This window comes from Roseburia porci (assembly GCF_009695765.1).
Lineage (GTDB): Bacteria > Bacillota > Clostridia > Lachnospirales > Lachnospiraceae > Roseburia > Roseburia porci.
On record NZ_VUNI01000019.1, the window covers coordinates 1 to 14,856 of the forward strand.

Consider the following 14,856-nt stretch of genomic DNA (forward strand, 5'->3'; position numbering starts at 1 on the left):
AGAGGCAGTGTCCAAGAAACTGGGTTCACTTAGGAACGGTGTTTGAAAACAGGGGAAGGGTTAGTGAGTGTGTCTGAGAACCAGGTACTACGCTAATTCATGTGTCCACTGTTATGGGTACATTATAATGCGGTGTCGGAGGATGAGGAGATTGTTGGAGATAGGGAGATTGAGATACCGGAGATGAAAGATAAGAATGTGGATGAGAAAGACGTAGCTGTAGTGCCAGATGCAAATGATACGGTGATGAACTTTGTTAATGGTCAAAATAAAAATAGTGAACAACAGGAGCATAATTATGATATCAAAGAGCAGAAGATTGCTTTATGTGGTGATGGAATGTCAGATTTGTATATTGGTATTGCAGATATTGATAACACCAGGACTAATCAGACAGGTGAAAGGGAAAATGTAGAAGCCTCAGAATCGGAGTCAATGGATAAAGCTGATTGGATTGTCAGGAGAATATCCGAATTGGGCGGTTATGAGAATGTTGATGATTCTGTTAAGGTGAGTATATTTGAATTTGATATTGTGAATGTAAGTGGAAACATAAGATTGTTTTCAGATGTTATGAAGAGACTGGGAATAAAGCTGGACGGAGATGAACTTTATGAAGAGTTTCAGAGGATTTATGATGAGAGCGTTAGCAGAGATGCGGATAAGGAAAAAGCAGAATACAAGATGTGGAATAGTGGCAGAGGAAGGTAATTCCTCTGTCATCTTCTGTTATGTATAAGTTAGAGAGATAATAGATTTCGATAAGGTTAAATATATTAATTGGGGTTCATCCCGCTTTGTTTGTTTGCACTATATATGCTTAAAAATTATTTTGACATCATCAAAATATATGTTTATAATATAAAACAGATAGTAAGCAGGAGGGTTAATGCATGACGATATCAGAACAAATAAAAGTGTTGTGTGTGAGATGCGGTGTAAGTGAAGCTGAATTGGCAAGGCGATTAGGAAAATCTCCGCAAAGTTTTAATTCGAAAATGAAAAGAGAGAGTTTTACAGTAGAAGACCTAGATAATATTGCCGATGCACTAGGCGTTGAATTTAACAGAGAATTTATATTAGCAAATGGAGATAAAGTTTGATGAAGAATAATGTAAAAGAATTTAGGCTTGGAGAGCTATTTTGCGGTCCTGGGGGGTTAGCACTAGGAGCAACGACAGCAAAGATTGAAAATTCAGATTATAAGATTATTCATAAATGGGCAAATGATTATGACAGAGATACATGTAATACATATATTAGGAATATTTGTCCAGAAGATGGTGATAGTGTTATTTGTGGGGATGTTAGAAAACTTGATATTGAAAGTCTTGGAGAAATAGATGCTTTGGCTTTTGGATTTCCGTGTAATGATTTTTCTGTTGTGGGTGAGCAGAAAGGATTTGATGGTGTTTACGGTCCGTTATACACATATGGAGTAAAAGTATTAAAGAAATATCAGCCTTTATGGTTTTTGGCAGAAAATGTTGGTGGATTAAAAAGTGCTAATGATGGAAAGGCGTTTCAGAAGATACAGGAAGATTTGAAAAATGCAGGATATAGAATATATCCTAATCTGTACAAGTTTGAAGAATATGGAGTGCCTCAGGCACGACACAGGGTAATAATTGTTGGTATTAGAGAAGATTTACCATATGAGTTTAAGATACCAAGTCCAAAACCATATGAAAATGTTGATGTAACATGTAAAAATGCAATAGAAAATCCTCCGATAAGAAAAGACGCTTATAATAACGAGTTAACAAAACAGTCTGAAATAGTTGTTAAGAGATTGAAATATATTAAGCCAGGACAAAATGCATTTACTGCGGATTTACCTGAAGAATTGCAACTTAAAGTAAAAGGGGCAAAGATAAGCCAGATTTATAAGAGATTAGATCCAGACAAACCAGCATATACAGTAACAGGTTCTGGTGGTGGTGGAACACATATGTATCATTATTCAGAACCAAGGGCATTGACCAATAGGGAGAGAGCTAGATTACAAACATTTCCTGATAATTATATTTTTGAGGGGTCTAAAGAATCTGTTAGAAAACAAATTGGTATGGCGGTACCTGCAAAGGGGGCAAAAATTATTTTTGAAGCTATTTTAAAGACATTTGCAGGAATTGATTATGAAAGTGTAGAACCAAGTATAAAGGAGTAAGGTATGTATACTGAGAATTTCGAGGATAAAATTTTATTTACACCGGCGCGAAAAGATGGTGAAGCATGTAACCATCTAAAAATTGTTACAGCATTTACAGACGTGGAGAGAATATCAAGTCATCTGATAAAATTATTTGATGGTAGAAATAAAGAGTATGTGTCTGGAATAAAAGTTGACATTATACTTGGAATGACAAAGGGCGCAGGGCTTACACAGAAAAAACATGAAAAAATATGTTCGTTGATAAGAAGATTAAACAGTGTATCTGGAATGCCGCAGATATCATGTAATTATGTGGTAGAGGGAAAACAGGTACACTCTAAGGTATATGTATGGTGCAAAGGAAGAAAAGCAATAGAGGCATTTAATGGTTCGGCTAATTACACTATGAATGCATTTTTTGTAAGAAGAGAGTGTATGGATGCATGTGATCCTAAAGAAGCAAACCGTTATTTTAATAGTCTGCTCCCGGATACGATAGATTGCTTTGATGGACAGATAAAAGAGAAAGTTTCATTTTCCAGTAAGAAAAATGTAGAAGATGATATTGCAGATACTAATTTGGAGAATTTATATTGGGAGAAATATCAGAATGTTGAACCAGTAGATACTTTAGAGGTTTCTTTATTGAAAGCAGATGGTAGCGATACGGGATATGGTTCTGGTGTGAATTGGGGAATACGTAAAAATGGCTATAAAAGAAATAGAAACCAGGCATACATTCCGTATAATGTAGCAGATCATAAAGAGGGTTTTTTCCCTGATGTAAAGGCTGACGGGACTTATCCTGTGTTTAAGATTGTAACAAAAGAATATGACGCTTTCTATATGAGACAGGCACAAGCAAATGGAAAAGCGTTAGAAACTCCGGAGAGTAATGCGATAATAGGAGAATGGATACGGCATAAACTTGGGGTTCCAGATGGTACGTATATTACAAAACAGATGTTAGAGCAATATGGAAAAACAACGGTTCTATTTAAAAAGTATGAAGATGGCATATACACTTTAGAATATTAATTCTGGCATTAAGGAGTGAAAGATATGGAGCAGGAAGTTAATGTTAATGATTTAGATGATTCACAAAAACAGGCACTTGTTTGCATGTATTATGCTATGCTTCCCAAAACGGATGCAAGGTATAAGCAAAGGATGCATGATTGGGCTGTATTAGAAAAGAGATTTGGAACAAAGAAAACAACATATAAACATGCAAAGGATTCCTTTGATTTTTATTTCCCCAATAATGGAAGAAAAGGATGGAGTGATGATAGAGATTTAAGAAGACGAGGCATTGCATATCAGGAAGTATTTGAACTATATAAGGATTATTCTGCTGATCAATTGGAAAAAACTGTAAAGGAGATTATTCATGGATATGAGTATGAAGAACCAACATTTGTGTCTATGAAATGTGGTTTTCCAGAAACCGTACATAATATTTTAAATGGCAATAGAGATATAACAGTTGATGGTGTTTATACTCTAAAAGAGGAATTGAGTATAGGGAAAACAGTATTTGTTACATTAGGTGGTGATACAGGAAAATCGGAAGTGGATTGGAATCCAGGATTTATTGGGGTAGCACATGTTATTAAAGAACCTTATGATTTTGGATATAACGGTAAAGAAAAGTACTTTAAATTTGATATAGAAGTTGATTGTGTTTTTGAAAAACCATTTAAAAGAGAAGATTTTTTGAGTTATAGAGAAGCATATGATGCTCCATATATAGGACCTGAGCTTTCACGAGATCCATCGCAGGCACTAAGCACCTTGGATATGATTAAGGCTGTTGCTGTCATACGAGCAGTACTTGATGAATTCCCAGATATGCTTGAAAGATTCAAAGAAATTTTCGACAAGGAATTTATGGACAGGGTACTGGGAGCGGTTACTGTAATGATACCAACGGCTGTAAAATTTGGAGAAAACAAAGAGGATGCGGTAAATTCTATTCGGGAAGAAATGAGCATAGAGGATGAAAGCTCTGAGGAGGAAGAAATGGAATATAGGCCATATGTTAAACCTAATTATTATACAGGGTGTTCACGCAAAAACAAGGATACGGGCAAGGTGTATTCACATAATAGAATTGTATTTGGTGCACCTGGAACAGGAAAGAGTTTCAAATTAGATGGTGAGCAGGAAGATCTTATTTTGGAAGGTGGAGAGTGCGAAAGAGTTACATTCCACCCGGATTATTCATATGCTAATTTTGTCGGAACATATAAGCCGGTACCTACTAAAAAAGGAATATCATATGAATATGTACCGGGACCATTTATGCGAACATATGTAAAAGCAATAGAAAACGGTCAATCAGAGAATAAGGAAGATATAAAGCCATTTCTACTTCTTATAGAGGAAATTAATAGAGCTAATGTTGCTGCTGTATTTGGAGAGGTATTTCAGCTTTTGGATCGTGATGATAGAAATGCGAGTCAATATCCGGTTAAGCCGTCTGAAGATATAAAGGCTTATTTAGCAAAAAAACTTGGAGGAGAGCCGGATCAATATGAGGAAATAAAGATACCTGATAACATGTATATTTGGTCAACAATGAATAGTGCGGATCAGGGTGTATTTCCGATGGATACAGCATTTAAGAGAAGATGGAACTTTGAATATATAGGTATTAACAATAAGGAAGAGAAGATTAATGGTACATATTTAGTGTGTGATAAAGCACAGATGCCATATAGAGTTGACTGGAATGAGCTTAGGAAAGCTATAAATACGACACTTGCTTCTAGAGACTACAAGATAAATGAAGACAAGCTTATGGGTCCATTCTTTGTATCTAAAAGTGTTTTGGAGAATAAGGACGCATTTAGAGAGACTTTTAAGAGCAAAGTTATTATGTACCTGTTTGAAGATGCAGCAAAACAGAGGAGACATATGCTATTTGATGGCTGTGATGAGGACACAAGAAATCAGTATTCAGCGATTTGTGAGGAATTTGATAAAAGAGGAATTGATATTTTCTGTAAAGAAATACGAGATAAGGTCAAGAAAGAATATTTGAGTGAATTAGAATGAGAAGGGAATGTTACTAGATGATTTCTAAATATGTCAAAGAGCAGAAACGATATACTCAAGATGAACTTAGAAAAATATTTGAATGTAATACTGATGAAACGGTGCAGATTATAAGGAAGTTAAAAGAGTATGGCATCGTGAAAAATGTAAAAAAAAGCGATAGACAAAGTATGCTCTCTGACCTAGTGGAGGAAGATGTTAGAGTAACAGATATCGAGAGCGGGGAACAAGAACTATATTATGTTTTTTCGTTTGTAGGAGTAATTGTCATATATGGACGAGTCTTAAAGTGCTATCCGAAGTATATTAATTCCTGTGATAATCCGATAATGCAGATGAAACAGATTCTGCGGGTTTTAGAAAAATATAATTCAAAAGAGCAAGTAATAAAACTATATAATGAAAGTGATGATGGTGGTTCGTTTAATCTATTGGCAGTAATGTTGTATCTACTACAAGATTATTATGATAATGGAATATATACTAATGATGTTGAAGTTGTTGAGACTAATGGTATGGGAGAAATACTATGGGATAGAACAATCAATGAAACATTTTCATATATATCAAATAATAGGCCATATTATACTGAACTACAGACGAAAAAGCGGGTCTCAGATGAATATGATTTCATTAGACGACTTCATGCATGTATATTAACTAAATTTTCAAAAGAACTTGAAGAATCTGATTTGCCGGAGTTGTTTAATATTGTGACGGTAGAATTGTCGGAAGAACAATTGGATGATTTAGGCGATGATGATTATATTTTATATAGGATACAAAATGAACTTAATGTGCAGTACAACACAAGAAAACAATTGATATTGAAGGCAATGTATGCGTATGTGGCACAAAAAGCAAGCTTTAATAATATTGATAATTTTAGTATGTATGGCACAAACAGCTTTAACTTAGTATGGGAAAAAGTATGTGCACAGAATTTTGGAAATGTCCTAAACTCAAAATTATCAGAGTTACCACTTGGGGTTTGTGATGATTATAAGGATAGCAAAGATACTACTTTAATTGAAATAATTGACAGACCGGTATGGCATAGAACATCAGGTGATATCAGCGACGGTAAGTCAGATACATTAAGACCAGATTTGATTAGCATTTATGAGTGTGGTGATAGTGGAGAATATTGTTTTGGAATATATGATGCAAAGTATTATAATATAGATTTTCATAAGAATATGTCAGAATATAGGGTTATAGGACAACCTGGAGTTGGGGATGTGACCAAGCAGTATCTGTACCAGCTTGCATACGATGATTTTATAACGAAGCAAGGATACAAATATGTGCAGAACATGTTTTTCTGCCCTGATGAAGTAGGTGATAAAGAATATGGATGGGTGCAGATGGATATGTTGCATCAAATCGGTGACAAAAAACTGGAGAATGTAGCAGTTGTTAAGCTTTGTGCATCAGAAATGTATTCTCTATATTTGGAAAACCATACAGTTAGTGAAAATGAGATGGATAAATATATTCCTGTAATTGGTAGGCAGGAAGTAGATAGTCAAAATTTCGCGAATAGAATGATAGCATATCTTACGAGAATCACAAATGCTAGTAAATTGGCTGAAAAGAAACTTGAAATGAAATCAGACAGAGGCACGCTTATATATCCGAAACAGATAAAAAGAGAACTAGGTGCTAAGATAATATATGATGCTATATGTCCGGTTGCAAGTAATGCATTTTATGGATTTAATCCATATGAAAAAGAGAATAGTGACAATATGGTAGCAGAGGATATGGGAAATTCCTATGGAAGATGTAGTCAGATAGCGGATGTTGCTATTGATATAGAGAAGAAAATAAAAGAATTATCAGAGCAGGAACTTCAGAACGAAAAAGTATTTAAGGATATTTTGAAAAAGTGTTTTGAAGATAAAGAAGATATAGATTCTATGGCAGAAGGGAAGAACTTGGAGATGTTGTTGGAAAAGGTTATGGAATTGGTTAGAGATTTATATTTGTAAGGTTCAATAGTTTTCAGTGTTATAGGTATGGAATAAAGAAGGCTTTTTAATATGATAAATACCGAATATTGGTTTGATAGTAGATTGTTGAAAAGGAGAATAATTTTATGATTGAATATTATGTTTCAGCTAATAATAAATATACAAGTGATAATAATCTGTTCTTTAAGAATGAAAGTACTCTTTTAGACGAAAATGGTGAAAATATAGATGCTCATACATTTAAACAACTGATAAAAAAAGAAACTGCAAATTTTATACATCAAAATTACAGTAACATTATTGTATTGGTAGGTGCTGGAGCATCTGTAGTGGTGAAGGATGATGGCATAGATGTAAATTTCGGAAAAACTGTATCTATGTTGGCAGATTTGATTAATGCAGAACTAAAAAAAGATTCAAAATGTTTTTCGCTTCAGGAGTTAGCAGATTTTTGTAAATATAATGTTCCAGTGGAAAATGTGGAGGAAGATAAGTTGAATCCCCAATTTAATCTAGAAGATTTTTTGTCGGACTTACTTTCTTTTGAAAAATATGTACCTGTTGATGATTGCGTAAAATATCAGATATCAAAAAATAAGATTTTTGATTTGATTATTTCAAATACAAGCTATGATTTTGACAATAAATGTTTAAAACATGCCGCTTTTATAAATACTGTATCGCACTTAGTGAAAACGCCTAGTAAGCTATCTATTGTAACAACAAATTATGATACGTTGATAGAAGATGCGGCAGATAGTATAGGATATACAGTTATAGATGGATTTACATTTGCTCACAGACCACATTTTGATAGTGATATGTTTGAATGGAATCTTGTAAAAGATATTGAAAATATTAAAACCAGGGAGATGGAATATAAGAAAAATATTATAAATTTGCTTAAGTTACATGGATCATTAACTTGGGAACGTTGTAACGATTATATTTATAGAAAAGATAAATGCGATGTGAAAAATCCTATCATGATTTTTCCTAGTTCCAATAAATATATGCAAAGTTATCAGGAGCCATATTTTGAGTTGTTTATAAAATTTCAAGAATTATTAAAAAGACCAAATACATTACTCATTACGACAGGTTTTAGCTTTGCAGACAATCATATTTCACAAATGATAATACAGGCAATATTACATAATAAGAGTTTAGCAACACTTATTAGCGATTATAATATTTCTCAGGATAATGAGAATTGGATCAGATTACAAGAACTAATGAAACATAATTATCAAATTGCCTTTTTGCGAGCAACTATGAATTCAGATTTAGTAGATTATTTGGGTGAATATTATGACGATTGATTCTTTATATAATAAAATGGATAAAAGCAATTACTATATCGGTAGAGTTTCACAGGTATATAGAGATAATAGTATTGTGCAAGTAGAAAATTTATCAGTATTATCACATAGAAAGTTGTTGGATGAATCATTAATTCCCAATACAATTAATTATTTAGTTGTGATTGATTCTGTTCGAGGCATTTTTTTAGGAGAAGTTTTTCAAAATAAAGTTGTTTCCTCTGAAAAATTACATGATTCCATTAATTTTGGAAAAACAGAAAGTATTTATCCCGAATTAAACATAGATATTATAGGAATTATGACAAAGGATGATAAAAAGTTTAAATTGCCAGAATTTATGACGGTTGGAGTTTCTGAAAAGGTGTATTTTGCTAATAAGGAAGTTATACAGAGGTATTTGCAATCTGTTGAAACAACAAAAACGTCTGAAGTACAGCTTAAATCTTTTGCAACGTATTTAGATATGAACAATGTGGAAGTTAATCTAAAGCCAAGTACATTGTTTGATCACCATTTATTTGTAGTTGGAGCTACCAATAGTGGAAAATCGACATCGGCATTATCCATATTGGACAAAGTGATTGGAGCCAAGAAAAAGGTTTTAATTATTGATCCAACTGGAGAATATAGGGACGCATTCTCAGAGCAAGAGATAAAGAAATTAAATCTTGGAATTGATACAATTATTTCACCGGGTAAACTTACTATGCAGCAATGGTCTGTGCTTTTTGAAACAAATGGAAATACACAAAGTGCAGTTCTTGCAGAGGCAATTAATTCTCTACGTTATCAAAATAAAAATGGAAAAGCATGTTGCTTAGAAAAAGTAGGAAAGAATATTGCACAATTACAAAAAGATTTAGCTTCCATAAAAAATCATGATAATGATTTTGATGTTTCATTACTTCCAGAGCAAATAGCAGCTGAGGCGGTTTCAGAACCTAACAGAGGTTCTGAATATATATATGATTCTTTTAAGGCGAATGCGAATAGTTATTTGGTACAAAAGGTATCATATCAGTTACGTAATACAAATTTTTTGAAATTTTTTAAATATGATCCAAAACTAAATAACCTATTAAATGAAATTCAATCATTTATACATACACCAGATGTTAGCCTTTATATTAATTCTTCTGGATTGGGTGCATCAGAAGGTGTTGGAGGAATGATTATTGATTTAATATGTAATTATTTGATTTCACAGGATGATATACATCCTTTTGTTTTCTTTATTGATGAAGTACATAGGTATACAAAATCTCAGTACTCAGAAGAAGAATTTCACAGAGGTTTAGTACTTATAGCAAGGGAAGGAAGAAAAAAAGGTATTTTTCTTTTTTTGACATCTCAAAATCCACAAGATGTTTCACCTGTACTTTTAGGTCAAATGGGAACACTACTAATTCATAGGTTAACACACGATGATGAAATAAGAACGATAAAAAATCATCTAGATGAATATTCGGTTAAACAGGTTAAAAAATTGAATCGTGGAGAAGCTATTTTGACTAGTGTAAATTTAATTAAGAATATTTATTTAAATGTAAAAAAATGCAATAGGAAACAATATAATGACACACCTGTTTTGTAAGTATGTAATTTTGTATGAGTACTTGAAGTGAATAATATTACTCGGTTAGCACTACAAAAAGGATTGGAGAGGACACTATGGAACTTGAAATAAGCGTTGAAGATTTATTAAACAAAAGAAAAATAGAATCAGACCGCATAGAGTTTAAAACAGGATGGAATCCTGATGATATCTATCATAGTGTCTGTGCATTTGCAAATGATTACAATAATGATGGTGGTGGCTATATTGTTGTAGGTGTTGAAGAAGAAAATGGAATTGCAAAGCGTCCGGTGAAAGGATTGCCAGAGTATATGCTGGATACAATTCAGAAAGAGATGGTAGGATATAATAATACAATATCCCCACCATATTTTCCACAAGGTATACCAGCAGAAGTAGATGGAAAATGGATTTATGTCATTGTTGCCAGGACGGGACAACAGCGCCCATATAAGTCACCGGAGTATGTGACTAGTAAGAAAGACAAAAAATATAATTATTATATTCGATATCTGACAAGCTCTGTTAAGGCAAATCTAGAGCAGGAACGTGAATTGATTAATATGTCCGACCAAACACCATTTGATTGCAGGGCAAATCACAAGGCAACATTTGAAGATATTTCACCTGTGTTGTTGGAAGATCACTTGCGTAAGACTGGTAGTAAACTTGCAAAACAGGTAAGAGAGCGTGGCGTTGAGGAAATTCTCAATGATATGCAGCTTTTAGTAGGACCGCCGGAACTAAGATATATTCAGAATGTGGCACTAATGATGTTCTGTGAGCATCCGGAGAAATTTTTTGGATACACTTATGTTCAAATGACATCATTTCCAAAGGGAAGTATAGAGAATCCAAGTATTAGTGAGGATTTTCCGAATATTACAGGTTCAGTTCCACAAATGATTCAGGCAACAATGGAACGTTTTCGTAATCTGTTTATACGGGAAAAGGTTATTAAAGTTCCAAATCAGATGGAGGCCTTAAGAATTTTTAATTATCCTTATCAGGCAATCGAGGAAGCAGTGGTAAATGCTTTTTATCACAGGGATTATATGTCATACGAGCCGGTTACCATAGAGATAGAGCCTGACTGCATAAACATCATGAATTTTCCTGGTATTGACAGGTCAATTTCTGAAAAGACGATAGCAGAAGGAAAGAGATTTGTTTCAAGATATTATCGCAATAGGAGACTTGGCGAATTTTTAAAAGAGCTTGATTTATCAGAAGGTCATTCTTCCGGTATCCCAACTATACAGGAAGAACTTGAAAAGAATGGATCTCCAAGAGCGGAGTTTTTTACGGATGAGGATAGACGAGCTATGAGAATAAGGATTCCGATTCATCCAGCGTTTTTAGAAAATAATGATGAAATTTCAGTATCGGATGGTTATGAAAAAGCGACGAATAAATTATCTAAGAAAAAGATGGAGCAGTATGACAAAATCCTAAAGTTGATGGATGATGGCGACTGGCATAAGACTGCGGAAATTGCAGAGAATTTGGGGCTTAAGGATACCAGAACCAAAGAATTGTTGAAGGAATTGGTTGGACTTGAGAAGCTTGTTGATAACGGCAAAACAAAAGGCAAAATGTACAAATTAAAATAATTCGTCGCTAAAAAAGCGACGAAAAAAGCGACGGAAAGCATAATTATTTTCAAAGTTAGATTAACTCCTAAGATTAAAAAGTAATAAATATACCGGGAGGAAGAACAGTGTCATTGATAAATGAGATGATTGAATTCGTTAAATCCATTAAAAGCATTGTCAAAATAAGTTGGATTGGTATGGCAATAATAATATTGTTGCTTATCTTTTTTCTAATTGTGAAATGGATACTAGGTAAATATAAAAAAGGAAAAAGTATCATAAAAGAAAATTTCAAAGAGTTTTGGAATGATCTAATAAATTTAAAAAGATGGCAAAAGGTGATACTAGTAATAGGAGGAGTGATTTTCTGTGTATTAATATTTGGAGTTTGTTATTGGATTAAAAAGCCTAATCCATATCAGGAAATTGCAATATTGAATAATCAGAACGAAGTTATTTATCCTATTGGCGTAGATATCCTAAATGAAAGAAAGGTAGGAGATTTTACTTTTTTTAGATATAATACGACAGAAATGATTGGGGACGATGTTATTACATATCCAGCATTGTATAAATGGAAGGAAGGAAAATTAGCAGAACGTATAAGTGAAGGTGCTTGTCCTCATTTTGAGGTAGTAAAAAATAGTGTTATATATCTAAATTCCACATTGGTAGATTCTTCCCATGGACAACTGTATGTTGCTAGACCAGATGGAATAAATGAAAGAGTTATGGAAGAGGAGCTATATGATTTTTCAGTTGATGATGAATATATTTATTTTTCATATTGTTTTGATACGGTTGGCGTTGGGCTGGAGGGACATGCTTTACATAGAATGGATTTGAATGGTGATAATATAATTACAGTAGCTTACGAATTATCTTGTCCAAGTTTACAGGGCAGTCATTATAACATCAGAATAGAAGATGGATGGGCAATATATTCAAACTATAAAATACAAATTGGAAATCAGGCAGATGGATTAGAAAAGGTGGTTTTATTAGACAGCACAGATGAAGATTGGATATATTACACATCAAATATGCTAATAAAAGCTAAACCGGATGGAACTGAGCAAGTGGTTTTGGATGGTGTAGATGATTTCTGGTATCAAATTGATAAAATTGAGGGCGGATGGATATATTATCAAAAAGGAAATGATAAATATAAAATAGATATTAATGGAAACAATAAGGTAAAGATTGAGTAATAGCTTAAGTGAATAACAGTACATAGAATGAGTTGGTGGGGCTTGCAGATGCTGAAGGTGATGGACAACTCATTGCATTTATTCGTATAGGAAATGAAAGCGTTCCGGCAACTCCCTCACAGCTAAGAGAATTGGTGCTTCGTGGTAGCGGCGAAAGTTACGATAGTCTGAAATCAAGATATGATTTTGATAATATGTTCTTTCTAATTATGCAATACATGCAAACGAAGAGAAAATTCAAGGTGATACCCAAGATGATACTCAAGGTGATACCCAAGATGATACTGAAGAAAAAATCATCAAAATGATAAAGGAAAATCCGCAAGTATCAACGGCAGATATGGCCAAGGAATTAAAAATTGGAATTGCAACAGTAAAACGAAAAATCAAAAAAATGTCTAATGTATCATATGTCGGAAGTGGTTACAGTGGACACTGGGAGATTAACGGATAGAAAGTGCATTATATTATTCAAGCTATGAAAAGAGAAAAAATTGCTGCTGCTGAAGAAACCAGGCATGCAGCAAGATGGTATTTGAAAAAATAGTTTTTGAGCTAAATTAGTTCAAGTAATTATATTTTAGTCCAAGATGAAAGAAGAAAATGCTGATAAACAGAGGTTTTTCTTCTTGAACTAAAGATGAAATTAGCTCAAGAGTGAAACAAATAAGTCGAAGAAATAATATTAGAAATGTGTGAATCAGGTGGCATCCAAGAGTATTCGGGAGTTAGTCTCAACGAAGTCTCATGAGATTTGAGACTTGGTGAGACTACATAATATGGATGAAAAGCGATAAAATCGGCATTGGTGGTTGAATTGTATGAGTACAGTCTCAAGTCAGTCTCATTTTTGACACTGTTTGTTGAGACTAACATGAGACTGAGGAGGTTTAAAATCATGGACATAAGCAAAAAAGATTGGAAATTATTTCGAGAAAGATTATCAGACTGGCAGGAAAACTATATGAAAGGTCTTGTCAAAGAGTATGTGGATTTTCTGAATGATGATACAAAGCATGCATCAGAGAAATTCTGGGAACTGGAAAAGCGGATAAAGGAAGATAAGCATCATCCTGGAGTTATTATGGAGATGAGCAAGTCAGAGGCAATATGGGATATTGTTCGTCTTATAAGACTGAAGGTGGTTACATATGATGATTTATCAGAATTCAGTGACGAATTGCAGCAGGAAGTAAAAAGAATACTTGAGATGAGCAGGTGATACATATGGAGATTGGTGCAACAAAATCAGTTCAAGAGCGATTAAAAACAACAAAGATTGATGAAATAAAAGGTGCTTCACTTGTGTTTTGCTGGGATACACATTTGACGAAAATAAAAGGAAGAAATGTCCTGTTTATTGTAAATGCCAGCAATCGCTACACAATAGCAATGACCGATATCGAACCAAGAAATTGGAAGTATTATACATTGTATATCAGCCGTGTGATTCATGGTGTGATGCAGCAGATGGGATATTCCGAAAGTCAGATAGATCAATATTTTCAAATGTCTGGTGATATGTCTGTAACAAAGACTCATGGTAAAAAATCTGTTGGTGGCATTAATAGAATGGTAACGGATGCTCAGTATTTTGATAAGAAACTGGAGAAAGATACAAAATACCAGTGGGAACTGAGCGAGTATCTTAACAGAGATATTTGCCAGCCTGAGGGATTCGATGCATATGGATATCCAAGTGAGCTTTTTAAAATAGACATGGAACGCATTGGAATTGTGCCTAAGAGAAATCCAGCAAAGGTGATTGATTTCAGCCAATATATAGAAAATAATCGTGGTACTACTGATTAGTACCACAAAACTTTTTGTTGCAGAAACAGTAGTTTGAGATTATAATTTTTATAGGTGAACTTGCAAACCAACAGATGATTATTCTTTGAATAGTCAAATGACCTGCAAGCCACCGTAACTACACACAATAATGAAAAAAATAGCTG

General features: G+C 33.7%; 14 protein-coding genes. All 14 read left to right on the top strand.

Annotated features, from left to right (window positions below):
• The first annotated feature begins 183 nt into the window (after positions 1–183).
• The gene (locus tag FYJ75_RS10515; protein WP_154430413.1) at positions 184–711 is read left to right on the top strand and encodes a hypothetical protein; all 528 of its coding nucleotides are present in this window, start codon (positions 184–186) and stop codon (positions 709–711) included.
• 182 nt (positions 712–893) lie between these two features.
• Positions 894–1,103, top strand: coding sequence for a helix-turn-helix domain-containing protein (locus tag FYJ75_RS10520; protein ID WP_016223945.1), 210 nt, complete (start codon positions 894–896; stop codon positions 1,101–1,103).
• A complete protein-coding gene (locus FYJ75_RS10525) occupies positions 1,103–2,170 on the top strand; it encodes a DNA cytosine methyltransferase (protein ID WP_154430414.1) in 1,068 nt (355 codons plus the stop codon). The genes FYJ75_RS10520 and FYJ75_RS10525 overlap by 1 nt, the downstream gene beginning before the upstream one ends.
• 3 nt (positions 2,171–2,173) lie before the next feature.
• On the top strand, positions 2,174–3,193 hold the full coding sequence (locus tag FYJ75_RS10530; RefSeq protein WP_154430415.1) for a restriction endonuclease PLD domain-containing protein: 1,020 nt from the start codon (positions 2,174–2,176) through the stop codon (positions 3,191–3,193).
• 24 nt (positions 3,194–3,217) lie between these two features.
• Positions 3,218–5,215: an AAA family ATPase gene (locus FYJ75_RS10535; protein WP_154430416.1), complete on the top strand. Its 1,998-nt coding sequence runs from the start codon at positions 3,218–3,220 to the stop codon at positions 5,213–5,215.
• A gap of 17 nt (positions 5,216–5,232) precedes the next feature.
• A complete protein-coding gene (locus FYJ75_RS10540) occupies positions 5,233–7,209 on the top strand; it encodes an LlaJI family restriction endonuclease (protein ID WP_154430417.1) in 1,977 nt (658 codons plus the stop codon).
• A gap of 107 nt (positions 7,210–7,316) precedes the next feature.
• Positions 7,317–8,513, top strand: coding sequence for an SIR2 family protein (locus tag FYJ75_RS10545; protein ID WP_154430418.1), 1,197 nt, complete (start codon positions 7,317–7,319; stop codon positions 8,511–8,513).
• A complete protein-coding gene (locus FYJ75_RS10550; protein WP_154430419.1) occupies positions 8,503–10,110 on the top strand; it encodes an ATP-binding protein in 1,608 nt (535 codons plus the stop codon). The genes FYJ75_RS10545 and FYJ75_RS10550 overlap by 11 nt, the downstream gene beginning before the upstream one ends.
• 77 nt (positions 10,111–10,187) lie before the next feature.
• Entirely contained in the window at positions 10,188–11,705 is a 1,518-nt protein-coding gene (locus tag FYJ75_RS10555; RefSeq protein WP_154430420.1) for an RNA-binding domain-containing protein, read from the top strand.
• A gap of 107 nt (positions 11,706–11,812) precedes the next feature.
• A complete protein-coding gene (locus FYJ75_RS10560; RefSeq protein ID WP_154430421.1) occupies positions 11,813–12,898 on the top strand; it encodes a DUF5050 domain-containing protein in 1,086 nt (361 codons plus the stop codon).
• A gap of 35 nt (positions 12,899–12,933) precedes the next feature.
• Entirely contained in the window at positions 12,934–13,206 is a 273-nt protein-coding gene (locus FYJ75_RS14345; protein WP_195838992.1) for a hypothetical protein, read from the top strand.
• On the top strand, positions 13,203–13,352 hold the full coding sequence (locus FYJ75_RS10570) for a winged helix-turn-helix domain-containing protein (protein WP_154430422.1): 150 nt from the start codon (positions 13,203–13,205) through the stop codon (positions 13,350–13,352). The genes FYJ75_RS14345 and FYJ75_RS10570 overlap by 4 nt, the downstream gene beginning before the upstream one ends.
• Before the next feature lie 444 nt (positions 13,353–13,796).
• Complete coding sequence (locus FYJ75_RS10575) at positions 13,797–14,120, top strand: hypothetical protein (RefSeq protein ID WP_154430423.1); 324 nt, start codon at positions 13,797–13,799, stop codon at positions 14,118–14,120.
• A 5-nt stretch (positions 14,121–14,125) separates the two neighbouring features.
• The gene (locus FYJ75_RS10580) at positions 14,126–14,710 is read left to right on the top strand and encodes a DUF6933 domain-containing protein (RefSeq protein ID WP_154430424.1); all 585 of its coding nucleotides are present in this window, start codon (positions 14,126–14,128) and stop codon (positions 14,708–14,710) included.
• The last annotated feature ends 146 nt before the right edge of the window (positions 14,711–14,856 follow it).

What these genes read in the sequence shown, in the direction of transcription:
- FYJ75_RS10540 (WP_154430417.1), top strand. Translation starts at nt 5,233, where the DNA reads ATGATTTCTAAATATGTCAAAGAGCAGAAACGATATACTCAAGATGAA.
- FYJ75_RS10545 (WP_154430418.1), top strand. Translation starts at nt 7,317, where the DNA reads ATGATTGAATATTATGTTTCAGCTAATAATAAATATACAAGTGATAAT.
- FYJ75_RS10535 (WP_154430416.1), top strand. Translation starts at nt 3,218, where the DNA reads ATGGAGCAGGAAGTTAATGTTAATGATTTAGATGATTCACAAAAACAG.
- FYJ75_RS10570 (WP_154430422.1), top strand. Translation starts at nt 13,203, where the DNA reads ATGATAAAGGAAAATCCGCAAGTATCAACGGCAGATATGGCCAAGGAA.
- FYJ75_RS10550 (WP_154430419.1), top strand. Translation starts at nt 8,503, where the DNA reads ATGACGATTGATTCTTTATATAATAAAATGGATAAAAGCAATTACTAT.
- FYJ75_RS10555 (WP_154430420.1), top strand. Translation starts at nt 10,188, where the DNA reads ATGGAACTTGAAATAAGCGTTGAAGATTTATTAAACAAAAGAAAAATA.
- FYJ75_RS10515 (WP_154430413.1), top strand. Translation starts at nt 184, where the DNA reads ATGAAAGATAAGAATGTGGATGAGAAAGACGTAGCTGTAGTGCCAGAT.
- FYJ75_RS10530 (WP_154430415.1), top strand. Translation starts at nt 2,174, where the DNA reads ATGTATACTGAGAATTTCGAGGATAAAATTTTATTTACACCGGCGCGA.
- FYJ75_RS10525 (WP_154430414.1), top strand. Translation starts at nt 1,103, where the DNA reads ATGAAGAATAATGTAAAAGAATTTAGGCTTGGAGAGCTATTTTGCGGT.
- FYJ75_RS10575 (WP_154430423.1), top strand. Translation starts at nt 13,797, where the DNA reads ATGGACATAAGCAAAAAAGATTGGAAATTATTTCGAGAAAGATTATCA.
- FYJ75_RS10580 (WP_154430424.1), top strand. Translation starts at nt 14,126, where the DNA reads ATGGAGATTGGTGCAACAAAATCAGTTCAAGAGCGATTAAAAACAACA.
- FYJ75_RS10520 (WP_016223945.1), top strand. Translation starts at nt 894, where the DNA reads ATGACGATATCAGAACAAATAAAAGTGTTGTGTGTGAGATGCGGTGTA.